The organism is Streptomyces puniciscabiei (assembly GCF_006715785.1).
In the GTDB taxonomy this organism is placed as follows: domain Bacteria; phylum Actinomycetota; class Actinomycetes; order Streptomycetales; family Streptomycetaceae; genus Streptomyces; species Streptomyces puniciscabiei.
In genome coordinates this window covers 5,384,605-5,410,234 of record NZ_VFNX01000001.1, presented here as the reverse complement: position 1 = coordinate 5,410,234, position 25,630 = coordinate 5,384,605, and the positions used below count along the sequence as shown (strand labels likewise).

The following is a 25,630-nucleotide window of genomic DNA, read 5'->3' as shown; positions in this document are numbered from 1 at the left end:
GGAACAAGGCGAGCGGGATCTGTCAACGTGGCGGCCCTCACGCGTCGGGCGTGGCGGCCCTCACCCGCCGAGGGCCGCGAAGGCCTTCCTCAACAGGGCTGCCCGGTCGGCCGCCGACGACACCTGTTCCAGGCCGAAACCGAGCAGCACCGTGTCGTCCGTGGTGACCGCTCCGTACGTCTGGAACAACGCCCCGGAGCGTGCCCAGTCCTTCAGGGCCGGCGGGCTGCCCGTGGGCGGTCCGGCGACGTGCCAGGCGCCCAGGGACGACTCGAATCCCTCGGTCTCCTTCGCCGTCCCGCCCACGACGAGCGAGGTGTCGTCGGCGAGGACTCCGTGTCCGCCGGTGCCCGGGTCGGTGATGTAGCTGATCGAGATCTCGACGGACTCCCCGGCGTAGGCGCTCAGGTCGAAGCCGACCTGCCGCCAGCCGCCGGAGCTGCCGCTGAGGCTGTTCCAGGAGCCCGTCGACCCGGTCGCGGTGCAGGCGTTGTCCGCGAGCGTGAGGTAGTGCTTCAGCCAGGGGTGCTCGGCGATCAGGAACCCCTGTCCGCAGTCCGCCGGCACGTCCGTCCTCGTGGCGCCTCCGGTCTCCGGCAGCGTGGTCCAGTCGTCGGCGCCGACGGTGTGCGCCTCGATCACCGCGTGGTCGTAGCCCGGTTCGGTGTCCCACAGCAGCCGGGTACGCAGGGCCGGCTTGTCGGCAGCGCTGACACCGGTGAGGTCGATGGTGCGGGTGAGGCGCTTGTAGGCGTCGTCGGTGTGCACGGCGGCGGCCATGTAGGAGCCGGAGTACGGCCCGTAGGGGCTGGCCGCCCCGGCGAACCGTCCCGCGCCCGCGCTCTTGAACTGCGGATACGCAGACACCGGAAGCTCGTCGGAGGTGACGCCGTAGGTGCCGGCCGCGTCCAGCGGATCGCCGGGCGCGTCGCCGAGGGCACCGGAGTAGCCCTCCAGGGCGCCGGTACCGGTGAAGCCGGTGGCTCCCTTGGTCGACGTACGGCTGTAGGCGCCCAGGTAGTACTGGCTGAAGTCGTCCGAGAGGGTGCCGCCGCCCAGGTCGACGCTGCCGCCGGCCAGCTCACCGGCCTCGATCAGCCTGCCGCCCTCGTTGAGGTAGGCGCGCAGCTGGAGCTGGGTGGCGTTGCCGGGGCCGTGCACGCCGGAGTAGTGCACGACCGTGCGGAAGTGCTTCAGCACGCCGAGCGCGTCCGGGGCGCCCTGCGTGGCGACGTCCCAGACGATCGCCCGGTGCCCGGCAGCCCGGACCGCGTCCGCGTACTTCTGCGCCTGCGTGGCGGCCGCGCCCTCCTCGGCGACGACGAGCGTGTCGGCCTTCGGCCGCTCGGCGACGGTGTAGGTGAAGTGCGGGCTGGAGACCTTCCTGCCGCTCTTCGTCTCGCCGGTGAACCACACCTCCACCCTGTCTCCCGGCTCGCCGCCCCGCACCGTGGCCCGGTACTCGTCGAAGTACAGGTCGTCGTGGCCGCCGTAGGTCCTGCCGCCCTTCCAGTGCCGCAGCGCCCCGTCGTGCGTACGGCCGCCGTCCACGCGGTACTTCAGCCGCTTGTCGCGGATCGCCTTGCGGACGACGACGGAGACCTCCTGGTCCGCGCCCCGCGCGTACGACGTGGGGAACGCGGCCGGGGTGAAGTCGGCGGCGCTCAGCCCGACCGAGGAGACCGGGCGGTCCGGGTGTACGGCGGTCTCGGCGACGGAGAGCGCGAACGGGATGTTCTTGGCGAACTCCTGCTGGATCAGCTTCTCGTCGTCGGGGAAGTTGAAGACCGACTGGCAGTCCTCGGGTTTCCAGGCGTCGTTCGGGTCGATCTCCGACGCGGTCTGGCAGGTCGACATCTCCGGGGTGAACATCGCGATGCCGTTGACGTTCGACGCGTGCCCGTCCGCCTCGCCGTTGGTGGTGTACAGCTCCGAGGAGACCTGCGAACGGTAGCCGGGGATGGCCGGGTGGTCCGGGGTGCCGGCGAGCGCCTTGTAGAGGACGTCGTCCGGGGTGGGGGTGGCGACCTGCCAGCCGACGCCGTAGAGGAGGAGTTCGGCGGCGGAGTGGTAGTTGACGGCGTACCGGAACCCGATGCGCTTCTCGAAGCCGTCCAGCGCCTTGGTCTCGGGCTCGGACTCGGGACTCGCGCCGCGGTAGGTCTCGCTGGTGGGGTTGGGCGACGAGCCCTCGTCGTCGTAGCCCCACTTGTAGGGGAAGTTGCGGTTGAGGTCGACGCCGTCGCCGGTGCCGATCACGCCGTCGCCGTTGACGTCCCGCAGGTTCTTGCGCCACAGGCGGGTCGTGGAGTTCTTGAACGTGTAGTCGTAGCCATCGGGGTTGGCCGAGATGACGAACCACAGTTCGGTGGTGTCGACGATCTTCCGGACGCGCTTGTCGGTCGTGTAGTGGTCCAGGTAGTAGTGCATCAGACGCCGGGTCATCTCCGGTGTGATCCACTCGCGCGCGTGCTGGTTGGACAGATACAGCACGGACGGCTTGGAGCCGTCCTTCGTCCTGCGGGCGTTCCCGGTCAGTTTCAGGGCGAGGATGTCCTGGCCGTTGACGGTCTTTCCGATGGACTCGACCTTGGTCAGGCCGGAGTTGGCCCGGGCGGTCCGCAGAATCTCCTCCTTGAGTCCGCTCCGTCCGCCGTACGGGCGGAACACGCCCTGGGACGCCTTCTCGATGAGCGCCTCGGCCTTGGCCGCAACGGTGTGCTCGGTCAGGGCCACGCCCTGTTCACGGAGCTTCGCGGCCTGTCGCTCGGTGAGGTAGACCTCGACCTGGGCCTTCCCGCCGCCGGTGACCTGCTCGGCGAGTTCCTCACCGTCCTGGCCGGCCTTGAGAAGCAGGGGTACCTGCTGCTTGGTGACGTCGGCGCGGAAGACCTTGACCGCGTCAGGATCGGACGTCGCCGGACTTCCGCTCCGCGCCTGGGCCACGGGTGCGAGGCTCGCTCCGCCGATCAGGAGCGCGCCGACAGCGAGGATCGATCTCGCTCTGTGTCTCATGAACCCCCCTAGCGGTGGTCCGCCACAGCGGCGAACGGTTGCCAGGTTCATGCCACCCCTTGATCGAGTCAAGAGCGCCTCATAGCCATGCAAATGAGCGGCTGCCAGGAGCGCGAAGGCCGGCGCCCGAGTCCCGACTGGGCCTCGGCACCGGCCTCTTGGCGAGGAGACCGGTCAGCCGGCCAGGTTGTCCGCAAGCTCCTCGGTGAGGTTGGCCTCCGTGCCCGGGATGCCGAGGTCGGCGGCGCGCTTGTCGGCCATGGCCAGCAGGCGGCGGATACGGCCCGCGACCGCGTCCTTCGTCAGCGGCGGGTCGGCGAGCGCGCCCAGCTCCTCCAGCGAGGCCTGCTTGTGCTCCATGCGCAGGCGACCGGCGGCGGCGAGGTGCTCGGGAACCTCGTCGCCCAGGATCTCCAGCGCCCGCTGCACCCGCGCACCGGCGGCCACGGCGGCCCGGGCCGAGCGGCGCAGGTTGGCGTCGTCGAAGTTGGCGAGCCGGTTGGCCGTGGCCCGCACCTCACGGCGCATCCGGCGCTCCTCCCAGGCCAGCACCGACTCGTGCGCGCCGAGCCGGGTCAGCAGCGCGCCGATCGCGTCGCCGTCACGGACGACCACCCGGTCCACGCCGCGCACCTCGCGGGCCTTCGCGGCGATCGACAGCCGGCGGGCGGCGCCGACCAGCGCGAGCGCGGCCTCCGGGCCCGGGCAGGTCACCTCCAGGGAGGAGGAACGGCCGGGCTCGGTCAGCGAGCCGTGTGCCAGGAAGGCCCCGCGCCAGGCCGCCTCCGCGTCGCAGGTGGCCCCGGAGACCACCTGCGGGGGCAGTCCGCGGATCGGGCGGCCCCGGCCGTCCACGAGACCCGTCTGGCGGGCCAGCTGGTCACCGCCCGCGACGACCCGCACGACATACCGCGAGCCCCGGCGCAGCCCGCCGGGCGCCATCACGATCAGCTCGGAACTGTGGCCGAAGATCTCCAGGATGTCCCGCTTGAGACGGCGGGCCGCCATCGCGGTGTCCAGCTCCGCCTCGATCACGATGCGCCCGCTCACCAGGTGAAGGCCGCCGGCGAACCGCAGAATGGCGGAGACCTCCGCCTTCCTGCAGCAGGTCCGGGTGACGGGGAGCCGGGAGATCTCGTCCTTCACCGCTGCCGTCATCGCCATGGGCCGATCCTTCCATGCATCCGAAAAATACGGTCGTACGCGGCGGCCAACAGCTCCGGGTCGTGCCGGGGTGTTCCGTCGGTCCAGGCCACCGGCGCCAGCTCGATCGCGGCTCCCAGCCGTTTGGCGGCCTCGGTGAGCGAGTCGCGGTCGGGCACGGCGGCCTCGTCGGCCAGCACCACGTCCAGGGCGAGTTTAGGGGCGTGTCGGCCCAAAACCTCCAAATGACGCTGCGGGGAGAAGCCCTCGGTTTCTCCGGGCTGCGGCGCGAGGTTCAGGGACAGCACCTTGCGTGCTTTGGTCTCGGTGAGGGCGTCCAGCAGCTCGGGGACGAGCAGGTGCGGGATCACCGAGGAGAACCAGGAGCCGGGACCGAGCACCACCCAGTCCGCGTCCAGCACCGCCGCCACGGCCTCGGGCACGGCCGGCGGGTCGTGCGGCACCAGGTGCACCGACTGGACCTCACCGGGCGTGAGCGCGACGTTCGCCTGCCCGCGCACGGTGTCCACCTCGTCCGGGCGCTCCGGGTCGTGGCCCTTGACCAGAGCCTGCAGCTCCAGCGGCACGGCGGACATCGGCAGCACCCGGCCGTGCGCGCCGAGCAGCTTGCCGACCAGGTCCAGGGCCTGCACGTGGTCGCCGAGCTGCTCCCACAGGGCGACGATCAGCAGATTGCCGACAGCGTGCTCGTGCAGATCGCCCTTGGACTGGAAGCGGTGCTGGATGACCCGGGCCCAGGTCTGGCCCCACTCGTCGTCGCCGCACAGCGCGGCCAGCGCCTTGCGCAGGTCGCCGGGCGGCAGCACACCCAGCTCGTCGCGCAGCCGGCCGCTGGAGCCGCCGTCATCGGCCACGGTGACGACGGCGGTGAGGTCGCCGGTGATCCGGCGCAGCGCGGCGAGCGAGGCGGACAGGCCCATGCCGCCGCCGAGCGCGACCACCTTGGGCTGAGCACCCCGGCGGCGTGGCCGGCCGCCGCGGGCCTCGGCGGGGCGGGCCGTCCCCTCGGCCGTGGCGCGGCTGGAGCGCCCCTCCGGCACCATCCGGCGCAGCCTGCCGAGCCGCCGTGTACGTTCCGTCATTCCCGTCCCATGTCCCGGTGTACGACCACCGTCTCCACACCCTCGGCCGCGAGGCGCGCGGCGAGCTTCTCCGACACCGCGACCGAACGGTGCTTACCACCGGTGCAGCCGATGGCGATGGTCACATACCGCTTGCCCTCACGCCGGTAGCCCGCGGCGATGAGCCGCAGCAGTTCGGCGTAGCGGTCGAGGAACTCCTTCGCGCCGGGCTGGTTGAAGACGTACGCCGACACCTCCTCGTTCAGGCCGGTGAACGGGCGCAGCTCCGGGACCCAGTGCGGGTTCGGCAGGAACCGCATGTCCGCGACCAGGTCGGCGTCGACCGGGAGGCCGTACTTGAAGCCGAACGACATCACGGTGGCCCGCAGCTCGGGCTCCTCCTCGCCGGCGAACTGGGCGTCCATCTTGGCGCGCAGCTCGTGCACGTTCAGGCTGGAGGTGTCGATCACCAGGTCGGCGTCTCCGCGCAGCTCGCGCAGCAGCTCGCGCTCGGCGGCGATGCCGTCCACGATGCGGCCGTCGCCCTGCAGCGGGTGCGGGCGGCGCACCGACTCGAAGCGGCGCACCAGGGCCTCGTCGGAGGACTCGAGGAAGACGATCCGCCTCGTGACGCCCCGGGTGTCGAGGTCGGCGAGGGATTCACGCAGATTGTCGAAGAAGCGCCGGCCGCGGACGTCCACGACGACCGCGATCCGGGCCACGTTGCCCTGCGAGCGGGCGCCCAGCTCCACCATGGTGGGGATGAGGGCGGGCGGGAGGTTGTCCACGACGAACCAGCCGAGGTCCTCCAGACACTTCGCCGCCGTCGACCGTCCCGCTCCGGACATGCCGGAGATGATCACCAGCTCGGGGATGGCCGCTTCCGGGCCCGAGGCCGGCGTACCGTCCGTGCTCACCTGTGCTCCGTTTTCCTGGGCGGCGGGCTGCTCGCCGGCCGCGGGGTGCCGCTGATCCTGCCCCGCTTCCTCGTGGGCCCGATCTCGCGCCGCTGTGGGTTGTGCGTCGTGCTCCGTCATCTCTCCTGCCCCCGTCGTTCGTCCGGGAGGCCCGCGGTCACGGGCTCCCCCGGGGTACCCGCCGTCGTCTCGGGTTCCCCGTCATCAATGATCTCTCCAGTCGCCGTGTTCACGGCGGGGGCGGCCGGAGCCGCCTGGGCGAGGGCCGCAGCGATGGTCTCGGCCGTCTTCCGGCCTATCCCCGGGACCTCCTGGATCTGCTCGATTGTGGCGGACCGCAGCCTTTTCACCGAGCCGAAATGCTTGATGAGCGCCTGTTTGCGGGTCTCGCCGAGGCCGGGGACGTCGTCCAGGGGGCCGGCCCGGAAGCGCTTGGCGCGCTTGGTGCGCTGATAGGTGATCGCGAACCGGTGGGCCTCGTCCCGCACACGCTGGAGCAGATACAGCCCTTCACTGGTGCGGGGCAGTACCACCGGGTCGTCGTCGCCGGGCAGCCAGACCTCCTCCAGGCGCTTGGCGAGGCCGCAGACGGCGATGTCGTCGATGCCCAGCTCGTCCAGGGCGCGCCGGGCGGCGGCGACCTGGGGTTGCCCGCCGTCGACGACGACCAGCTGGGGCGGGTACGCGAACTTCTTGGGGCGGCCGTCGTCGTCCTTGAGGGAGTCGGTGACCCCTTCCGTGCCGGTGAGCGCACCGTCGCCGTCGGAGAGGGAATCATCGGAGCCCTCGGCCCACTCCCCCGTCCTCTCCTTCTCGGCGAGGTACCGCTTGAAGCGGCGGGTGATCACCTCGTGCATGGAGCGGACGTCGTCCTGGCCCGCGAAGCCCTTGATCTGGAAGCGGCGGTACTCGCTCTTGCGCTGCAGGCCGTCCTCGAAGACGACCATGGAGGCGACCACGTCGTCCCCCTGGAGATGCGAGATGTCGTAGCACTCGATGCGCAGCGGGGCGCTGTCCAGGTCGAGGGCCTCGGCGATCTCCTCCAGGGCGCGCGAGCGCGTGGTCAGGTCGGAGGCGCGCTTGGTCTTGTGCAGCGCGAGGGCCTGCTGGGCGTTGCGCTGCACGGTCTCCATGAGCGCCTTCTTGTCGCCCCGCTGCGGGATGCGCAGCGACACGTTCGCCCCGCGGCGGCCGGTCAGCCACTCCTGGACGGGCTCGACGGGCTCGGGCAGCGCCGGGACCAGGACCTCCTTGGGCACGGCGTCCCCGCTCTCCTCGCCGTAGAGCTGCTGCAGGGCGTGCTCGACGAGGGCGCCGGTGGTGATCTCCTCCACCTTGTCGGTCACCCAGCCGCGCTGGCCGCGCACCCGGCCACCGCGCACGTGGAAGATCTGCACGGCCGCCTCCAGCTCGTCCTCGGCGACGGCGATGAGGTCGGCGTCCGTCGCGTCGGCGAGCACGACGGCGTTCTTCTCCATGGCCTTCTTCAGGGCCTCGATGTCGTCGCGCAGCCGCGCCGCCCGCTCGTACTCCATCTCCTCGGCCGCCTCCGTCATCTGCTTCTCCAGACGGCGGAGGTAGGTGCCGGTGCGGCCGGCCATGAAGTCGCAGAACTCCTCGGCCAGCTCCCGGTGGTCCTCGGGGCTGATCCGGCCGACGCAGGGGGCGGAGCACTTGCCGATGTAGCCGAGCAGGCAGGGGCGGCCGGTGCGGGCGGCGTTCTTGAACACGCCGGCCGAGCAGGTGCGCACCGGGAACACGCGCAGCAGCAGGTCGACGGTGTCCCGGATGGCCCACGCGTGCGCGTACGGCCCGAAGTACCGGACGCCCTTCTTCTTGTGACCGCGCATCACCTGCACACGCGGAAACTCCTCGTTCATGGTCACCGCGAGGTACGGGTAGCTCTTGTCGTCTCGGTACTTGACGTTGAACCGGGGGTCGTACTCCTTGATCCAGGAGTACTCCAGCTGGAGGGCCTCGACCTCCGTGGACACCACGGTCCACTCCACGGACGCGGCGGTGGTCACCATCGTCCGGGTGCGCGGGTGCAGGTTCGCCAGGTCCTGGAAGTAGTTCGCCAGGCGCTGGCGCAGGCTTTTCGCCTTTCCGACGTAGATCACCCGGCGGTGCTCGTCACGGAACCTGTACACCCCGGGGGAGTCCGGGATCTCACCCGGCCTGGGGCGGTAGCTGGAGGGGTCGGCCATGTCTCACACCCTACTGGCGAGCACCGACACCGCGTCGGGCCTGTGGACAACGCCCACGCCCGTGCCGCTCACCTGTCCACAGCCCATCCGGTGTCCGTCGGCGGCCGCCCGTGCCGATCAGATGCCGGACGATCCGGAACGCCTCGTCGAGCGGTGCGGCGTCCTGGCCGGGGTACGCGCCGCACCGCCCGTTCGCCGTCCGGAAACCCCCGCTCAGCCCTCCGGATCCCGCGGCAACGGCGTGGGCGCCCGGATCGTCCTCTCCGTCGAGGAACATCACCAGGGCGCGCTCGGCGTTGCTCACCACGGACAGCAGGCGTCCGGCGGAGCTGGTCGGCCACGTTTCGAGACGGCCCTCGGCGATCCGCCGCAGCAGCACGTCGACCGCTTCCTCCGCTGTCACAGCCGTGCGATCAGCGCCGAAGGTCCAGGTCTCCGTCACACGTCGATCTTCGCACCGGCCGGTGGGGGAGGGCGTGGCGCTCATGGCCGGAAGGCCCGGCGCGGAGCCACGACCCGCGCAGGGTGGCCATGGCGGGTTCGAGGTGTTGTCGGGGTCTGGTCAACACGCTTCAATGCGGGGGAACTCGGGGCCGTGCACGCACCCGAACAGGCACCGCGTGCGCAGCCAGGGGCGTCCGCGACGCCCACGGGGGTGGCCCCGCAGACCAGCGCAGACGGCCTGACCAGCCGTAGCGAGACCTCACAGAAAGGCGCCCCGGCATGCGGCATGCCACAGAGCACGCGCATCTCCCCACCGCGGAGCTGGACACGGCCCTGCGGGGCGGCCCCTTCCACGTGGCGCTGCGCGCCGCGATCGCCGCACGCGGGCTGCCGCTCCAGCGCGTCCAGCACCACCTGTCCCGCCACGGGGTCAAGGTGGGCGTCACCAGCCTGAGTTACTGGCAGCAGGGCGCCCGCCGCCCCCAGCGCCCGGAGTCCCTGCGGGCCGTACGGGCCCTGGAGGAGATCCTTCAGCTGCCGGACGAGTCACTGATCCGGCTGCTCGCCGAGGCCGACGGCCGCGCGACGGCCGGCCGCCCGGCGGGGCGCTCCTACCGCTCGCTGATCGAGGCCTCGGACGTCCTGGACCGGCTCCGGGCCGAACTCGGCTGGTCCCTCGACGGCGGGCTGCACACCCTGGGCCACCACGAATGCGTCCGCATCGGCGCCCGGCGCGAGCTGGCCGGCCGCGAGGCCCACCACATCGTGCGCGCCCACCGCGACGGCGTCGACCGCTTCCTCGCCGTGCACCACGGCGACCCCGGCTGCCGCCCGTACGACATCAGGGTGCGGGCACTGGAGAACTGCCGCACCGGCCGCGTCCGCTGGGACCAGGACACCGGTGTGCTGGTCGCGGAACTGCTCTTCGGGACCCGGCTGCGCGCGGGCGACACCTTCCTCTTCCGTTACGGCATCGAGGACGGCACGGCCGGACCCTGCCGCGAGTACCTCCACCGCTTCGGCTCCCCCGGCGGCCAGTACGCCCTCCAGGTGCGGTTCGACGCGGCCGAGCTGCCCGCCCGCTGCCACCGCTTCACCCAGCACTCGACGGCGGCCCCCCGCAGCGGCCGCCACGAACTGCGGCTCACCGGCCCCCACCACTACGTCCACGTGGTCGAACCACGGATCCGCCCGGGCATCGTCGGCATCGCGTGGGAGTGGGAGTGAACTCCGCACGGGATGGCGGACGTTGAGGCGATTCGGGTACGGGGCGGGGGCGACGGAGCCGGGGTGCGGGGCGGAGGTATGGCGTCGGGCGTGCGGGGCGGAGGTATGGCGTCGGGCACGCGGGCGTGCGGGCATGCGGGCATGCGGGCATGCGGGCGCCATGGTGGTGGGTGGGACGCCGGGGTGGTGGCGGGATTGAGGGTGCGTGTGGGGCGCGGGGCGGGCTGGGCGTGGACGGGGCCATGGGGCCCTGGGGCGCTCGCGTTGGAGCGCGAGGCATGCGCCCGGGCGCGGAAGGTGCGGCTGCGGCGTGAAGTGCCGGGAGGGGGCGGTCCGGCGGGGGCTGCGCGGAGGTGAGATCACCCGGTCGTGGGCCACGGGGGTGTTGCGCCGGGCGTGAGGTGCGGTGCGGCGGCTGAGTGGTTGGGCATGGTGGCACTGCCGGCCGGAGGCCGGGCGCTGCGGGCTGGGGCCGTGGGCCGGGCCGGGCCGGGTCGGTCCGGAGGCTCGACCCTGAGGCCGTGAAATGCGCACCAGGGCCGAGGGCCCGCAGGAACGCGGTTGCTCGGTGCATCAGTGCAGTGGCGTGGCAGTACTCCTCCGGCCTCTGGGCCCGACATCGCGCGGGGCTACGCCGACGGTGGGCGGGCGTGCACCCTGCTGACGCGCCCGGGGCGACACCGCGGCTGTTCGTTCAGGCGCCCGGGCCTGCGATGATCCTGCCGTTCGTGGTCTTCACGGGCAGCTCGGCCAGGGGCTCGGTGGCCGGCGACTGGACCACCTTGCCCGTCACGGCGTCGAACTGGCTGCCGTGACAGGGGCAGATCAGAGTCGTCCCCTGGAGCTTGTTGATCGGGCACCCCGCGTGCGTGCAGATCGTGCTGTAGGCCTTCAGAGCGCCGCTCCCGTCCCGGCTGACGACCACGTTGTGGTCCCGGTAGAGCTTGGCGCCGCCCTTCGAGACCTCGCTCTCGGCGCCGAGGTCCACCGACGCGGTAGGCGTGGCCGCGACCGAGTCGCCTCCCCCCGGCGCGGAGCACGCAGTCAGGCCGAGCCCGGCGACCGGGGCCACGGCGGCCCCTCGAAGGACGGTACGACGGCTCGCGGACGGTCGGGAGGGCATCTGGGACTCCACTGCTCAAGGGGTATGCGGGGCGACGATACCCGGGCACAACGGCCGGCCCTGGGGCGGGGGCGGCAGCTGGGAGGAAGCGGTGCCGGCAGTGGCGGTGCGGAGCGCAAGGGCCGCCTGGAGAGGACCACGGCGAGGGAGGGCGCGTAAACGCTTGCGCAAGCGTTTACGCGGGCCTGCTCGATGAGATAGCGTCCCGGCCGGAAGGACTGCGTTCGGCCGGTTCAGGAGGGAGAGGCGATGCCCACGATGGCAGACGTCGCGAGGAGCGCCGGGGTCTCCGTGGCGACCGTCTCCCATGTGCTGAACGGCACGCGCCCGGTGCTGCCCCACACCCGCCAGGCCGTGCTCGACGCCATCGACGCCCTCGGCTACACGCCCAACACCCTGGCGCGGTCCCTGGTGACCTCGCGCACCCGCTCGATCGGGCTGGCGGTGTCGGCGATCAGCAACCCGTACTTCACGGAGATCCTCCAGGGCGTCGAGGCCGCCGCCCTGAAGGCGGGTTACAGCCTGCTCATCGCGGACCCGCACGACGACCCCGGGCATGAACGCAAGGTCGTGCAGCTGCTGCATGAACGCAGGGTGGACGGCCTGATCGTCGCTCCCTCCGCGCGTCCTCACGAACTGGTCCGCTATCTCCGCCGCCATGCCGTGCCGACCGTGTTCCTGGACCGGATGATCGACACGGGCGCGACGGACGGCTCCGCGGTGGACGCCGGAGCAGGAGCGGCCCGCGACGAGGACACGCCCTGGTACGACCAGGTCTGTGCCGACAGCGCCGAGCCGACCGCCCGGCTGGTCACTCATCTCGCCGGTCTGGGCCACTCCAGGATCGCCCTGGTCGCGGGCCTGCCCGGGCTCAGCACCACCAGTGAGCGTGTCTCCGGTTACCGGGACGGCCTGAGCGCCGCCGGCCTGAATGTCGATGAACGGCTCCTCGTGTCCGGCAACTCCGAGTCCTCGGGTGCCGAGCAGGCCACGGCCGCCCTGCTCGCACTCCCCGAACCGCCGACGGCACTCGTCACCGCCAACAACGCCATGACCATCGGCGCCTTGCGCGCTCTGCGCCGACACGGCCTGTCCGTCCCGGACGACATCGCCCTGTGCTGCTTCGACGACTTCGCCTGGGCCGATCTGTTCTCCCCCCGGCTCACCGCCATCGCCCAGCCGAGCAGGGAGTTGGGCGCGCAGGCCGTCGAGGTGCTCCTGGAGCGTCTCGACGTGCCGCGTCGGCCGACCCGGACCGTGCGGCTGCCGTGCGCGTTCGTCCATCGCACGTCCTGCGGGTGCCCGGAGGAGCCGGGAGGGCCCGAGGAGCCCGGGCACACCGAATCGTCCACGCCGTTGGAGAAGGGAACCGCTTCGTGATCGTCGTCGCCGGTGAGGCACTGATCGACCTGGTACCGCAGGGCTCCGGTGCCCTTGCGGCACTGAAGCCGGCGCTCGGCGGCGGCCCGTACAACACCGCCGTGGCCCTTGGCCGGCTCGGTTCCCGCACCGCTTTCTGCTCCCGGACCTCGCACGACGCCTTCGGCGAGGCCCTGCTGGACGGGCTGCGGCGCGCGGGGGTGGACCTGTCGGGCGTGCAGCGCGGGACGGAGCCGACGACGCTGGCGGTGGCCACGATCGACGACAGCGGCTCTGCCGCCTATTCCTTCTATGTCGACGGCACCGCCGACCGTCTGTTCACCGCCCCCGCCACGCTGCCCGCCGCTGCGCGCGCCGTGTCCTTCGGCACCTGCTCGCTCGTCCTGGAACCGGGGGCGAGCGCCTACGAGGAACTGATGCGCACGGCGGCCGGGCAGGGGCTGTTCACCGCCCTCGACCCCAACATCCGGGCGGGGCTGATCCCGGACGCGGACGCCTACCGGGCGCGCTTCAAGAGCTGGCTGCCCTCGGTCACGCTGCTGAAGCTGTCAGCGGAGGACGCCGAGTGGCTGGGCGGCACCCCGCGGGAGTGGCTGGCCGCGGGACCTGCGGCCGTGGTGGTGACCCGGGGCGGGGACGGGCTGACCGCGTTCACCCGGGACGGCGCGGAGCACTTCGTACCCGGTGAGAAGGTCGCCGTGGTGGACACCATCGGCGCCGGTGACACGGTGAACGCCGCCTTGCTGCACGGGCTTTCCGCCCTGGACGCGCTGTCGGAGGAAGCGCTCGCCGCCCTCGGGACGGAGGGCTGGACGCGGCTGCTGCGCTTCGCGGCACGTGCGGCTGCGATCACCTGCTCGCGGGCGGGGGCCGAGCCGCCGTTCGCGGCCGAGCTCGGTGATCTCTGAGCGGCCTTCTTCTCTGCCTGTTCTCTCTGCCTGTTCTGTCTGCTGTGCTCGACTCTGCTGTTGTCAAGGTGCGACCCGACGCGTGGTGCGGGGACCTGGCGGACCTCGCGGCCGGGGTGGCTGATGGTGGAACGAGCGGCGCCCCGCGGGAAGTTCCCGCGGGGCGCCGTTTTTCTGGTGCTGTGTCAGGCCTTGCGTGTCCGCGTCGTCTTCTTCGCGGTCGCCACCCTCTTCGTGGCCGCATCGGCCTTCTTGGTGGCCGTGCTGTTGGCCTTGGCCGTCACCGTCTTCTTCGCCGCCGTCTTCGCCGCGGCCGTTCTCTTGGCCGTACCGTTCCGCGGCGCCTTCACCGGTTCGGCGTCGCTGACGCGGTCGGCGCCGAGGATCTCGCGCAGGAACTTGCCGGTGTGGCTGGCCGGAACCCCGGCGATCTCCTCGGGGGTGCCCTCGGCGACCACGAGGCCACCGCCGGCGCCGCCCTCCGGGCCCATGTCGACGATCCAGTCGGCGGTCTTGATCACGTCGAGGTTGTGCTCGATGACGATGACCGTGTTGCCCTTGTCGACCAGGCCGCCGAGGACCGTCAGCAACTTGCTGATGTCCTCGAAGTGCAGGCCGGTGGTCGGCTCGTCCAGCACGTAGACCGTGCGTCCGGTGGAGCGCTTCTGCAGCTCGCTGGCGAGCTTCACGCGCTGAGCCTCACCGCCGGAGAGCGTGGTGGCGGACTGGCCCAGGCGGACATAGCCGAGGCCGACGTCCTTCAGCGTCCTCAGGTGCCGCGAGATGGCCGGGACGGCCTCGAAGAAGTCGGTGGCCTCCTCGATCGGCATGTTCAGCACGTCGGCGATGGACTTGCCCTTGTAGTGGACCTCCAGGGTCTCCCGGTTGTACCGGGCGCCGTGGCAGACCTCGCACGGGACGTAGACGTCCGGGAGGAAGTTCATCTCGATCTTGATCGTGCCGTCGCCCGCGCAGTTCTCGCAGCGGCCGCCCTTGACGTTGAAGGAGAAGCGGCCGGGCTGGTAGCCGCGGACCTTCGCCTCGGTGGTCTCGGCGAACAGCTTGCGGATGTGGTCGAAGACACCGGTGTACGTCGCCGGGTTGGACCGCGGGGTGCGGCCGATCGGCGACTGGTCGACGTGCACGACCTTGTCGACCAGGTCGTCGCCGTCCACGCGCGTGTGCCGTCCGGGGACGTTCCTCGCGCCGTTCAGCTCGCGGGCCAGGTGGGTGTAGAGGATGTCGTTGACCAGTGTGGACTTGCCGGATCCGGAGACGCCCGTGACGGCCGTGAACACGCCCAGCGGGAAGGACACGTCGATGTCCTGCAGGTTGTTCTCACGGGCGCCGTGCACGGTCAGCTGACGGGACGGGTCACGAGGCCGCCGGATGTCCGGCAGCGGGATCGCCTTGCGGCCCGAGAGGTACGCGCCGGTCTGCGACTCGGTGTTGGCGAGCAGGTCCTGCAGGGAGCCGCTGTGCACGACCTTGCCGCCGTGCTCGCCGGCACCGGGGCCGATGTCCACGACCCAGTCGGCGACCTTGATGGTGTCCTCGTCGTGCTCCACGACGATGAGCGTGTTGCCCATGTCGCGCAGCCGGACCAGGGTCTCGATCAGCCGGTGGTTGTCCCGCTGGTGCAGACCGATGGACGGCTCGTCCAGGACGTACAGGACGCCGACGAGGCCGGAGCCGATCTGGGTGGCCAGGCGGATGCGCTGGGCCTCGCCGCCGGAGAGCGTGCCGGCCGCGCGGTTCAGCGAGAGGTAGTCCAGGCCGACGTCGACCAGGAAGCGCAGTCGCTCGTTGACCTCCTTCAGTACCCGCTCGGCGATCTTCTTGTCACGGGCGCTCAGCTTGAGCTGGCCCAGGAATTCCGCGCAGTCGCTGATCGACATCGCGGAGACCTCGGCGATCGACTTCTCCATGATCGTGACCGCGAGGACGATCGGCTTCAGGCGCGTGCCCTCGCAGGAGGGGCAGGGCACCTCGCGCATGTAGCCCTCGAAGCGCTCACGGCTGGCGTCGCTCTCGGCCTCGCTGTGACGGCGCTTCACGAACGGCACCGCGCCCTCGAACGGCGTGGTGTACACGCGCTCGCGGCCGTACCGGTTGCGGTACCGGACCTCGATCTGGGTCTTGTGGCCGTAGAGCAGGGCCTTCCTGGCGCGCTGCGGCAGGCCCGCGAACGGGATGTCCGTGCGGAAGCCGAGCGCGTCGGCGAGGGCACCGATCAGGCGGCCGAAGTAGTCCTTGGTGTGCCCGTGCGACCAGGGGTGGATGGCGCCCTCGTCCAGGGACTTCTCCTCGTCCGGGACGATCAGCTCGGGGTCGACCTCCATGCGCGTGCCGATGCCGGTGCAGTCGGGGCAGGCACCGAAGGGCGAGTTGAAGGAGAAGGAGCGGGGCTCCAGCTCCTCGAAGGACAGGTCGTCGTACGGGCAGTACAGGTGCTCGGAGTACATGCGCTCGCGCTCCGGGTCGTCCTCGGGGAGGTCGACGAAGTCGAGCACGACCATACCGCCGGACAGGCCGAGGGCGGTCTCCACGGAGTCGGTCAGGCGGCGCTTGGCGGACTCCTTCACCGTGAGGCGGTCCACGACCACCTCGATGGTGTGCTTCTCCTGCTTCTTCAGCACCGGCGGGTCGGACAGCTGGATGGTCTGCCCGTCCACGCGCGCGCGGGAGTAGCCCTTGGTCTGCAGGTCGGCGAAGAGATCGACGAACTCGCCCTTGCGCTCGCGCACCAGCGGCGACAGCACCTGGAAGCGGCTGCCCTCCGGAAGCTCCAGGACCTTGTCGACGATGGCCTGCGGCGACTGGCGGGAGATCGGGCGGCCGCACTCGGGGCAGTGCGGCTTGCCGATACGCGCGAAGAGCAGACGCAGGTAGTCGTAGACCTCGGTGATGGTGCCGACCGTCGAGCGCGGGTTGCGCGACGTCGACTTCTGGTCGATGGAGACCGCCGGGGACAGGCCCTCGATGAAGTCGACGTCCGGCTTGTCCATCTGGCCGAGGAACTGCCGGGCGTACGAGGAGAGCGACTCCACGTAGCGCCGCTGGCCCTCTGCGAAGATCGTGTCGAAGGCCAGGGAGGACTTGCCCGACCCGGACAGGCCCGTGAAGACGATGAGCGAGTCACGAGGCAGGTCGAGCGAGACATTCTTCAGGTTGTGCTCGCGCGCGCCACGGACGATGAGACGGTCGGCCACGCCGGTCCGCACCTTTCTTGAGAGAAGTGACAGGGGCGGGGCCCCCGTGCTTCTTCAGACTAGGGGGAGCCACTGACAACGCCGGTCGGATTGCCCGGTTGCATAACAACCTCCGGCCATCCAGCATGCCCGACGCCGCCTTCGACGATATAGCACGTGCTTTCGATTTGCGGTCGGGGTTCACCACCTTCACCCAAAGGTGTGGCGGGGCTAATGTCAGGCCCATGATTGATCACGCTCATGACCTGGCCTGTGTACGCGACGCGACCGAACGGCTCCTCAGCGCCGTCGCCGAACTGGACAACGCATCGCTCGCCGAGCCGTCACGGCTTCCGGGATGGACCCGCGGGCACGTCCTCGCCCACCTCGCCCGCAACGCGGACGCCCTCGTGAACGTTCTCGAAGGCCGCCCCATGTACGCCAGCGCCGAAGCGCGGGACGCCGACATCGAGCGTGACGCGCCGCGCCCCCTCGGCGAACAGCTCACCGACCTGCGTGAGAGCGCGGCCCGTTTCCAGGCGGCGGGGGACGCGCAGGCGGACTGGTCACGCACGGTGGAGCTGCGCAACGGAGTGACCGACTCGGCAGCCCGGGTGCCGTTCCGGCGCTGGACCGAGGTGGAGCTGCACCATGTCGACCTCGGCATCGGATACGAGCTGGAGGACCTTCCGGCCGAGTTCACGGACCGGGAGATCGACTTCCTGGCGCAGCGCTTCGCCGGCCACAAGGAGGTGCCGTCGACCAGTCTGACCAGCGGCAACGGCCGGACCTGGACGACCGGCGGCGGCGCGGAGGGCGGACCCGTCGAGGTCGAGGGCGCGGCCGCCGACCTGCTGGGCTGGCTCGCCGGGCGGCGCGACGGCTCCGGCCTGTCCACGAAGGGCACGCTGCCCGAGCTGCCTCCGCTGTAGTCCGCTACGGTCCGCGGGCCCTCCCCCGCTATAGGCTGATCAGCATGACGTACACCGGAGAGGTCAGGGTCGGCGGACCTGCGGATGTGCACGAGCTGAAAGACCTGATGATCACGAAGATCGCGGTCGGCCCGATGGACAACAACGCCTATCTGCTGCGCTGCCGGGCCACCGACGAGCAGCTTCTGATCGACGCCGCCAACGAGGCGCAGACGCTTCTCGGCATGATCGGTGACGACGGCATCGCGTCCGTCGTCACCACGCATCAGCACGGCGACCACTGGCAGGCGCTCGCCGAGGTCGTCGCGGCCACGCGCGCGCGTACGTACGCCGGCCGCGAGGACGCCCCCGGCATCCCCGTGCACACCGACGTCCTGGTGGATGACGGCGACGTGATCAGGGTGGGCCAGGTGGAGCTCACCGCACGGCACCTCGTCGGGCACACTCCGGGTTCGATCGCGCTGGTCTACGACGACCCGCACGGCCACCCGCACGTCTTCACCGGTGACTGCCTCTTCCCGGGCGGCGTCGGCAACACGCACAAGAACGCGAAGGCCTTCGCCAGCCTGATCCACGACGTGGAGACGAAGATCTTCGACGTGCTGCCCGATGAGACCTGGGTCTACCCCGGGCACGGCAACGACACGACCCTGGGTGCGGAGCGGCCGCATCTTCCGGAGTGGCACGCGCGCGGGTGGTGAGCGCCGGGCGCTGTCCACTCCTGAGCGCGGGACGCTTTTCTCGCCGCGCGCCCCGTGTGAACGATTCACACACGACGGGGGCGCGTGCGCACTCCCCGCACGCCCTGTCGCGCGGTCAACTGATGGCAACCCCGCAGAGGATGACGGCTCCTCTGCGGCAGGGCCGCCGGTCTCCCACCCCGCCCTCGACCGGCGGCCCAGGCCGGCGACTCGCAACCCTGAGAGATGTTCACATTCCCGCAACACCCGCTCCCACTATGCGGACAGTTGTGGTCGTGACCTGGACAGACGCGGAGTTCGCTGCCAATCTCCCGCCATGTACCCAGCCCCTCGCCTCCTGCGCCGTGCGGCAGCCGCCGCCGCCACCGTAGCCCTGCTCACCACCGCCGTCGGCTGTGCTCCGCAGCCCGAGAAGAAGGCGTCGGCCGCCTCCTCCGGCTCGGCGGCGCAGACCTGCGCCAAGGGAAAGTTGGCCACCAGGACGTCCGGAAAGCTGACGATCGCGACGGACGAACCGGCGTACGAGCCCTGGTTCAAGGACGACACGCCCGCCAACGGCAAGGGTTTCGAGTCGGCCGTCGCGTACGCCGTGGCCGATCGGCTCGGCTACGGCAAGAGCGCCGTGGTCTGGCAGAGCGTGCCGTTCAACAAGGCGTTCGCGCCCGGCGAGAAGACCTTCGACTTCGACATCAACCAGGTGTCGATCAGCGCCGAGCGCAAGAAGGCCGTCGATTTCTCCTCCGGCTACTACGACGTGCGCCAGGCCGTCATCGCGCTGAAGGGCAGCAAGGCCGCCAAGGCGACGAGCGTCGCGGACCTGAAGGGACTCAAGTTGGGCGCCCAGGTGGGCACCACGAGCCTCGACTACATCAGCGACGTGGTGAAGCCGTCGCAGGAGGCGGCCGCGTACTCCAAGAACGACCAGGCCATCTCCGCGCTCAGGAACGGCCAGGTGGACGCGATCGTGACCGATCTGCCGACCGCCTTCTACGTCACCTCGGCCCAGGTGACCAACGCCAGGATCGTCGGCCAGTTCGAGAACCAGGGCGGCACGCCCGAGCAGTTCGGGCTCGTCCTCGACAAGGGCAGCGGCCTCACGTCCTGCGTGACGTCGGCCGTGGACGCCCTGCGCAAGGACGGCACGCTGGCGAAGCTGGAGAAGCAGTGGCTCTCCTACGCCGTCGACGCTCCGGTGCTCAAGTGACGGTCACGAAGGAGGAGTCCGGGGAGTCCTCCGGCGAGGACGTGCCGCACGACGGGTACGTCCCGTCCGAGCGGCGGCTGGAGCGCGAGCGCCACAAGCGCGCGCGTGCCCGCCGCGCGACCGCGATCGCCGCACTCTCGACCCTGGTCACCGGCGTCGTTCTCTACCTGGTCGTCGTCAACGCGCCCGGCTGGCCCCGCACCGAGGAGACGTTCTTCGACGGGCAGTACGCGCGCGAGGCCTTCCCCAAGGTGCTCCAAGGGCTGTGGCTCAATGTCCGGCTGCTGCTGATCTGCGGCGTGCTGGTGCTCGTCCTGGGCATGCTCATCGCCATCGCGCGCACCCTTCCCGGCCCAGTGTTCTTCCCCCTGCGGGTACTTGCGGCCGCGTACACGGACTTCTTCCGCGGACTGCCACTGATCATCAACCTGATGATCGTGGTCTTCGGGGTGCCCGCGCTGCGCCTCCAGGGCGTGACCGTCGATCCCGTGCTGCTCGGCGGTACGGCACTGACGCTGACGTACTCCGCCTACGTCGCCGAGGTGTTCCGCGCCGGCATCGAGTCCGTGCACCCCTCGCAGCGCGCCGCGGCCCGCTCGCTGGGCCTGACCAACCGCCAGGCGCTGCGGTACGTGGTGCTTCCCCAGGCCGTACGCCGGCAGGTGCCGCCCCTGCTGAACGACCTGGTGTCCCTGCAGAAGGACACCGGGCTCGTGTCGATCGGCGGCGCGGTCGACGCCGTACGGGCGGCCGACATCATCGCCCAGCGCAGCCTCAACTACACGCCGTACATCGTCGCGGGCCTGGTCTTCGTCGCACTGACCATTCCGATGACCCGCTTCACGGACTGGGTGACGGCCCGCATGGACCGGCAGCGGGCCCAGGGAGGATCGCTATGAGCGACGCAGTCGCGCCCGTGCTGCGCATGGAGTCCGTCCGCAAGACCTTCGGCGGCTCCGTCGTGCTGCGGGACGTCGGTCTGGAGGTCGCCCCGCACACGGTGACCGCGCTGATCGGCGCCTCGGGTTCGGGCAAGTCCACGCTGCTGCGCTGCGCCAACCTGCTGGAGGAGATCGACGACGGCGCGATCTGGCTGGACGGCGAGGAGATCACCGGTCCGCGCGTCGACCAGGACGCGGTGCGGCGCCGGATCGGCGTGGTCTTCCAGGCGTACAACCTCTTCCCGCACATGACGGTGGTGGACAACATCACGCTGGCGCCCCGCAGGGTGCACGGCGTCCCCCGCGCGGAGGCCGAGGCACAGGCCAGGGAGCTGCTGGAGCGCCTCGGACTGGCCGCCAAGGCGGATGCCTACCCCGACCGGCTCAGCGGCGGCCAGCAGCAGCGTGTGGCCATCGCACGGGCGCTCGCCGTGCGGCCCCGGCTGTTGCTGCTGGACGAGATCACGGCGGCGCTCGATCCCGAACTCGTGGGCGAGGTGCTGGAGGTGGTCCGGGACCTGAAGGACGACGGCATGACCATGGTGCTGGCGACACACGAGATGGGCTTCGCCCGGGACGTCGCCGACCAGGTTTGTTTTCTGGACGGTGGCGTCGTGCTGGAGCGCGGTACCGCCGAGCAGGTTTTCGGCGACCCGCAGCAGGAGCGCACGCGGCGCTTCCTGCGGCGGCTCGTGGAGGCGGGCCGGCTGTGAAGCCCCCCGGCCTAGGCCTCGGCCTGGGCCGCGCCCACCAGGGCGGCGACCCGCTCCACTCCGAACACGTAGCCCTGCACGCCGCACCCGGCGATCACACCGTCGGCGCGCAGCGAGACATAGGAGTGGTGCCGGAACGACTCGCGCTGGTGGATGTTGGAGATGTGGACCTCCAGCACGGGCATGCCGTCACAGGTGTTGAGTGCGTCCAGAATCGCAACCGACGTGTGGGAGTAGGCGCCGGGGTTGATGACGATCCCGCAGTGGTTCAGGCGCGCCTCGTGGATCCAGTCGACCAACTGACCCTCGTGGTTGGACTGCCGCAGGTCCACCGTGCCGCCGTGCGCGGCCGCGGCCTTGGCGCACAGCGCCTCGATGTCGGCCAGGGTGTCCCTGCCGTAGATCTCGGGCTGGCGCTGGCCGAGCAGGTTCAGGTTGGGCCCGTTGAGGATCATGATCGGGGCGTTGGCCAGGGTGCGGGGCACGTTTCCTCCGGTCCGTTCGGGGCGGTACGTCGGCGACCGCCGCTCGCACCCGGTCTATCACGGCGGCCGGAGTGCACGACGGGCCATCTGCGCCGGGGGTCTCGGCGCACACCACGGTCGCTTCGGTCACCTCCGCGCGCCCCGTAACTCTTGATCACGGCAGGTGGTTGACGCGGCATGCAGCCTGTACGTGCCGTGAGCGCCCCTTCGATGCCGAGACTCGCCGCCGCGTCCCTGGCGGGTACCGCGATCGAGTTCTACGACTTCTTCGTCTACGGGACCGCGGCGGCCCTGGTCCTGGGACCGCTGTTCTTCCCGACGTTCTCGCCGGTCGCGGGGACGCTGGCGGCGTTCGTGACGTTCGGGGTGGGATTCGTGGCCCGGCCGCTGGGCTCGGTGGTGTTCGGGCATCTCGGTGACCGTCGTGGACGGCGGCCCGTGCTCGTCGCCTCCCTGCTGCTCACGGGCGCCTCGACCGTCGCGGTGGGCTGTGTGCCGTCGTACGGAACGATCGGCATGGCCGCGCCCCTGTTGCTGCTCCTGCTGCGCTTCCTGCAGGGTCTCGGGCTCGGTGGGGAGTGGGGCGGGGCGGTGCTGCTGACCGCCGAGCATGCCCCGGCCGCGCGACGTGCCCTGTGGTCGAGCTTCCCTCAAGTGGGGCCCGCCGTGGGCTTCGTGCTCGCCAACGGGGTGATGCTCGCACTGTCGGCGGCACTCTCCGACACGGAGTTCGCGCGGTGGGGCTGGCGCGTGCCGTTCTGGGTCGCGGGTGTGCCGGCGCTCGCCGGGCTGTGGCTGCGCTCGTCGCTCGCCGAGAGCCCCCGGTTCCTGGAAATCGACGACCACGCGCGCGTGCCGCTCGTCGAGGTCGTACGGCATCACGGGCGGCTGGTGCTGCTGACGGCCGGTGCGCTGGCCATCGGGTACGCGGTGTTCTACGCGGTGACGACCTGGTCGCTGGCGTACGCGACGGAACGGCTCGGGGTGAGCCGGACGGTGATGCTGAGCTGCGTCATGGCCGCGGTGGCGGTGAAGGGGGCCCTCACGCCCTTGGTGGCGCTGCTCGGCGACCGCTACGGTCGGCGGCCGATGTGTCTGACCGGGTGTGCGGCCTGCGTTCTGTGGATGCTCCCCATGGTTGCGCTGTTGGCCACCGGCCGACCTCTGCTGATGTTCCTCGGGATCCTTGGCGCGCTGATCGCCTTCGTCACCATGTTCGCGGTCATCGCCGCCTACCTGCCGGAACTGTACGAGGCGCGGGTGCGCTGCACGGGGGCCGCGGTGGGCTACAACCTCGGCGGGGTCCTCGGCGGCGCGCTCACCCCGATCGTGGCCACGGCGCTCGCGGAGCAGAGCGGGCGTGTGCCCTGGGCCGTGGGTGTGTATCTGACGGGCATCGGACTGGTCAGCCTGGTGTGCTTCGCACTGCTTCCGGAGACACGGCCGGTGCCCGTGCCGGCCGTGGAGCCGGCGACGGGCTGACCGGCCGGGAACCTGACGACAGCGAGGGCGCCGCCAGCCTCCCTCGGAAGGAGAGGGGACGGGCGTGTGGGCTACGGGTTGATGGCCAACTCCAGGTAGGCCGCGAAGAGCACCAGGTGGACACCGCCCTGCAGGGGTGTGGCCCGTCCCGGCACCACTGTCAGGGAGCTGACCACGATGGTCAGCGCGAGCAGCAGCATGTGCGTGGAGCCGAGGCCGAGGACGAGCGGTCCGGACAGCCAGATGGAGGCGAGGGCGACGGCCGGGATGGTCAGGCCGATGCTGGCCATGGCCGAGCCGAGTGCGAGGTTGAGGCTGGTCTGCACCCGGTCACGGCGTGCGGCGCGCAGCGCGGAGATCGTCTCCGGCAGCAGGACCAGCAGGGCGATGATCACACCGACGACGGCTTGGTGCAGCCCGGCCGCCTTCACACCCGACTCGATGGTGGGCGACACCCCCTTGGCCAGGCCGACCACACCGATCAGGGCCAGGCCGAGCAGACCGAGGCTGATCCAGGCGGTGCGCGCGGACGGGGGCGGGGCGTGATGGTCGGCGGCGATGACCTCGCCCTGCCGGGTGATCGGCAGGAAGTAGTCGCGGTGGCGCACGGTCTGGGTGGCCACGAACAGCCCGTACAGGATCAGTGAGGACAGCGCGGCGAAGGTCAGCTGCACCGAGGAGAACTCGGGTCCGGGCTTGCTGGTCGTGAAGGTCGGCAGCACCAGGCTGAGGGTGGCGAGCGTCGCGACGGTCGCCAGCGCCGCGCCGCTGCCCTCCGGGTTGAAGACCGCGGTGCCGTGCCGCAGGGAGGCGACGAGCAGACAGAGCCCGACGATGCCGTTGCAGGTGATCATCACGGCGGCGAAGACGGTGTCCCTCGCCAGGGTGGAACTCTTGGCGCCGCCGTCGGCCATGAGGGTGACGATCAGGGCCACCTCGATGATCGTGACGGCGATGGCGAGCACCAGGGAGCCGAAGGGCTCGCCGACGCGGTGGGCCACGACCTCGGCGTGGTGGACTGCTGCCAGGACGGAGGCCGCAAGCACCAGGGTGATCAGGGCGACCACCGCGCCCGGCAGGTGACGGCCCCAGGTGAAGACCAGGAGGACGACAGCGAGGACGGGCACGAAAATCGTCCATTGCCAGGTGAGCGCCCCGAGCCGAGTGATCATGCCGCGATGGTCGCAGAGACGTACAGGATCCGCATTTCGTTCATTTCCGGAATTCCTCGTCCCCTTTCTGATGCTTCTTTCCGTTTCCGTCGCGAGGCCGACCGCGGCGGGAGCGCCCACCCGCTTAGCACAATCCGCTCCCGCACCGGGCGTGGCTGCCGCAGGTCCGGTCAGGCGTCGACGCTGTCCTTCGCAGCGGCTTCGCCGCCGGCCTGCGCCGCCTCGACGGCGGCCTGCTTCCTGGTGGCCATCAGACTGGTGACGGTCGTGACGACCAGGACCGCGCAGATCACGCCGAGCGAGACAGGGATGCCGATCTCGGGGACATGGACGCCGGACTCGTGCAGGGCGTGCAGCACCAGCTTGACGCCGATGAAGCCGAGAATGATCGACAGGCCGTACGAGAGGTGGACCAGCTTCTTCAGCAGGCCGCCGATGAGGAAGTACAGCTGCCGCAGCCCCATGAGGGCGAAGGCGTTGGCGGTGAAGACGATGTACGGGTCCTGGGTCAGACCGAAGATCGCGGGAATGGAGTCCAGGGCGAACAGGACGTCCGTGGTGCCGATGGCGAGCATCACGACCAGCATCGGCGTCATGACCCGCTTGCCGTTCTGCCGTATCCACAGTTTGGTGCCGTGGTACCGGTCCGCGACACCGAACTTGCGCTCCGCGGCCTTCAGCAGCTTGTTCTCTTCGTACTCCTCGTCCTCCTCGTCCGCGCGGGCTTCCTGGATGAGCTTCCAGGCGGTCCAGATCAGGAAGGCACCGAAGAGATAGAAGACCCAGGAGAAGCTGGCGATGATCGCGGCTCCCGCGGCGATGAAGACGGCCCGCAGGACCAGCGCTATGAGCACGCCGACGAGCAGGACGCGCTGCTGGTACCGCGTGGGCACCGCGAACTTCGCCATGATCAGGACGAAGACGAAGAGGTTGTCGACGCTCAGCGACTTCTCGGTGATGAACCCGGCGAAGAACTCGCCGGCCGGCTCTCCACCGCCGAGGAGGAGAAGACCGAGGCCGAACAGCCCAGCCAGGGCGATCCAGACGACGGTCCAGATACCGGCTTCCTTGATCGACACTTCATGGGGCTTGCGCCCGATGAAGAAATCGACCGCGATCAGGCCGGCGAGACCCACGATGGTGAGGACCCACAGGGTCATGGAGACTTCCACTGCACCTCCGGCATCAGGTAACGGCAAACACGTCAGCATCGTCGCTGCCGGAGGTCTCTTCCACCCGCGCCGGGCCGGCGCCCCGGGACCGGAACCGGTCCGTACTGACGGGTGCGCCGCAGTCAGGGAGTACTCCCCTCCGTACGGAAGACAGTACCCCAATCACCAAGGAAAGGTAAAGAGAAAAGTAA

General features: G+C 70.6%; 20 protein-coding genes. 9 read left to right on the top strand and 11 right to left on the bottom strand.

Annotated features, from left to right (window positions below; genetic code table 11):
* Nucleotides 1-60: 60 nt before the first annotated feature.
* The 6 genes from FB563_RS24990 to FB563_RS24965 all read right to left on the bottom strand — a co-directional run bounded on the left by FB563_RS24990 (nt 61) and on the right by FB563_RS24965 (nt 8,806).
* The gene (locus FB563_RS24990; protein WP_079049062.1) at nt 61-3,015 is read right to left on the bottom strand and encodes a M14 family metallopeptidase; all 2,955 of its coding nucleotides are present in this window, start codon (nt 3,013-3,015) and stop codon (nt 61-63) included.
* Nucleotides 3,016-3,189: 174 nt separating this feature from the next.
* Nucleotides 3,190-4,179 carry a DNA-binding protein WhiA gene (whiA, locus tag FB563_RS24985; protein WP_014672011.1) on the bottom strand — a complete coding sequence of 330 codons (990 nt, stop codon included), beginning with the start codon at nt 4,177-4,179 and terminating at the stop codon, nt 3,190-3,192.
* Nucleotides 4,170-5,261 (bottom strand): gluconeogenesis factor YvcK family protein, encoded by a 1,092-nt coding sequence (locus FB563_RS24980; protein WP_055709528.1) that lies wholly within the window; start codon nt 5,259-5,261, stop codon nt 4,170-4,172. The genes whiA and FB563_RS24980 overlap by 10 nt, the downstream gene beginning before the upstream one ends.
* A complete protein-coding gene (gene rapZ, locus FB563_RS24975; protein WP_055709527.1) occupies nt 5,258-6,277 on the bottom strand; it encodes an RNase adapter RapZ in 1,020 nt (339 codons plus the stop codon). Before rapZ ends, FB563_RS24980 begins: the two co-directional genes overlap by 4 nt.
* A complete protein-coding gene (gene uvrC / locus FB563_RS24970; protein ID WP_055709526.1) occupies nt 6,274-8,364 on the bottom strand; it encodes an excinuclease ABC subunit UvrC in 2,091 nt (696 codons plus the stop codon). Before uvrC ends, rapZ begins: the two co-directional genes overlap by 4 nt.
* 10 nt (nt 8,365-8,374) lie before the next feature.
* Nucleotides 8,375-8,806: a hypothetical protein gene (locus tag FB563_RS24965; protein ID WP_234358011.1), complete on the bottom strand. Its 432-nt coding sequence runs from the start codon at nt 8,804-8,806 to the stop codon at nt 8,375-8,377.
* Nucleotides 8,807-9,087: 281 nt separating this feature from the next.
* Here FB563_RS24965 and FB563_RS24960 point away from each other — a divergent pair, with 281 nt between their 5' ends.
* Nucleotides 9,088-10,035, top strand: coding sequence for a hypothetical protein (locus tag FB563_RS24960; protein ID WP_142218913.1), 948 nt, complete (start codon nt 9,088-9,090; stop codon nt 10,033-10,035).
* 694 nt (nt 10,036-10,729) lie between these two features.
* Here the strand turns inward: FB563_RS24960 and FB563_RS24955 are convergent.
* On the bottom strand, nt 10,730-11,158 hold the full coding sequence (locus FB563_RS24955; protein WP_055707008.1) for a Rieske (2Fe-2S) protein: 429 nt from the start codon (nt 11,156-11,158) through the stop codon (nt 10,730-10,732).
* 249 nt (nt 11,159-11,407) lie between these two features.
* Between FB563_RS24955 and FB563_RS24950 the strand changes: the two genes are divergently transcribed.
* Nucleotides 11,408-12,538 (top strand): LacI family DNA-binding transcriptional regulator, encoded by a 1,131-nt coding sequence (locus tag FB563_RS24950; RefSeq protein ID WP_055707009.1) that lies wholly within the window; start codon nt 11,408-11,410, stop codon nt 12,536-12,538.
* Entirely contained in the window at nt 12,535-13,446 is a 912-nt protein-coding gene (locus FB563_RS24945; RefSeq protein WP_055707010.1) for a carbohydrate kinase family protein, read from the top strand. Before FB563_RS24950 ends, FB563_RS24945 begins: the two co-directional genes overlap by 4 nt.
* A 185-nt stretch (nt 13,447-13,631) precedes the next feature.
* Here FB563_RS24945 and uvrA read toward each other — a convergent pair whose 3' ends face one another.
* Nucleotides 13,632-16,658 carry an excinuclease ABC subunit UvrA gene (gene uvrA / locus FB563_RS24940; RefSeq protein ID WP_055707011.1) on the bottom strand — a complete coding sequence of 1,009 codons (3,027 nt, stop codon included), beginning with the start codon at nt 16,656-16,658 and terminating at the stop codon, nt 13,632-13,634.
* 224 nt (nt 16,659-16,882) lie between these two features.
* On the opposite strand from uvrA, the gene FB563_RS24935 reads away from it, so the two are divergent.
* The 5 genes from FB563_RS24935 (at nt 16,883) to FB563_RS24915 (ending at nt 21,128) form a co-directional block, all read left to right on the top strand.
* The gene (locus FB563_RS24935; protein ID WP_055707012.1) at nt 16,883-17,569 is read left to right on the top strand and encodes a maleylpyruvate isomerase family mycothiol-dependent enzyme; all 687 of its coding nucleotides are present in this window, start codon (nt 16,883-16,885) and stop codon (nt 17,567-17,569) included.
* A gap of 44 nt (nt 17,570-17,613) precedes the next feature.
* Nucleotides 17,614-18,270 carry an MBL fold metallo-hydrolase gene (locus FB563_RS24930; protein ID WP_055707013.1) on the top strand — a complete coding sequence of 219 codons (657 nt, stop codon included), beginning with the start codon at nt 17,614-17,616 and terminating at the stop codon, nt 18,268-18,270.
* A 316-nt stretch (nt 18,271-18,586) separates the two neighbouring features.
* Complete coding sequence (locus tag FB563_RS24925) at nt 18,587-19,474, top strand: ABC transporter substrate-binding protein (protein ID WP_055707014.1); 888 nt, start codon at nt 18,587-18,589, stop codon at nt 19,472-19,474.
* Nucleotides 19,471-20,373 (top strand): amino acid ABC transporter permease, encoded by a 903-nt coding sequence (locus FB563_RS24920; protein WP_055707015.1) that lies wholly within the window; start codon nt 19,471-19,473, stop codon nt 20,371-20,373. The genes FB563_RS24925 and FB563_RS24920 overlap by 4 nt, the downstream gene beginning before the upstream one ends.
* A complete protein-coding gene (locus tag FB563_RS24915; protein ID WP_055707016.1) occupies nt 20,370-21,128 on the top strand; it encodes an amino acid ABC transporter ATP-binding protein in 759 nt (252 codons plus the stop codon). Before FB563_RS24920 ends, FB563_RS24915 begins: the two co-directional genes overlap by 4 nt.
* A gap of 11 nt (nt 21,129-21,139) precedes the next feature.
* On the opposite strand, the gene aroQ is transcribed toward FB563_RS24915, so the two are convergent.
* A complete protein-coding gene (gene aroQ, locus FB563_RS24910) occupies nt 21,140-21,613 on the bottom strand; it encodes a type II 3-dehydroquinate dehydratase (protein WP_055707017.1) in 474 nt (157 codons plus the stop codon).
* 210 nt (nt 21,614-21,823) lie between these two features.
* On the opposite strand from aroQ, the gene FB563_RS24905 reads away from it, so the two are divergent.
* Nucleotides 21,824-23,095 (top strand): MFS transporter, encoded by a 1,272-nt coding sequence (locus FB563_RS24905; RefSeq protein ID WP_055707018.1) that lies wholly within the window; start codon nt 21,824-21,826, stop codon nt 23,093-23,095.
* 71 nt (nt 23,096-23,166) lie between these two features.
* Here the strand turns inward: FB563_RS24905 and FB563_RS24900 are convergent, their stop codons facing one another.
* Together FB563_RS24900 and FB563_RS24895 are read right to left on the bottom strand one after the other, a co-directional pair.
* The gene (locus tag FB563_RS24900; RefSeq protein WP_055707019.1) at nt 23,167-24,267 is read right to left on the bottom strand and encodes a calcium:cation antiporter; all 1,101 of its coding nucleotides are present in this window, start codon (nt 24,265-24,267) and stop codon (nt 23,167-23,169) included.
* A gap of 170 nt (nt 24,268-24,437) precedes the next feature.
* The gene (locus FB563_RS24895) at nt 24,438-25,439 is read right to left on the bottom strand and encodes a TerC/Alx family metal homeostasis membrane protein (protein WP_055707020.1); all 1,002 of its coding nucleotides are present in this window, start codon (nt 25,437-25,439) and stop codon (nt 24,438-24,440) included.
* Nucleotides 25,440-25,630: the final 191 nt, after the last annotated feature.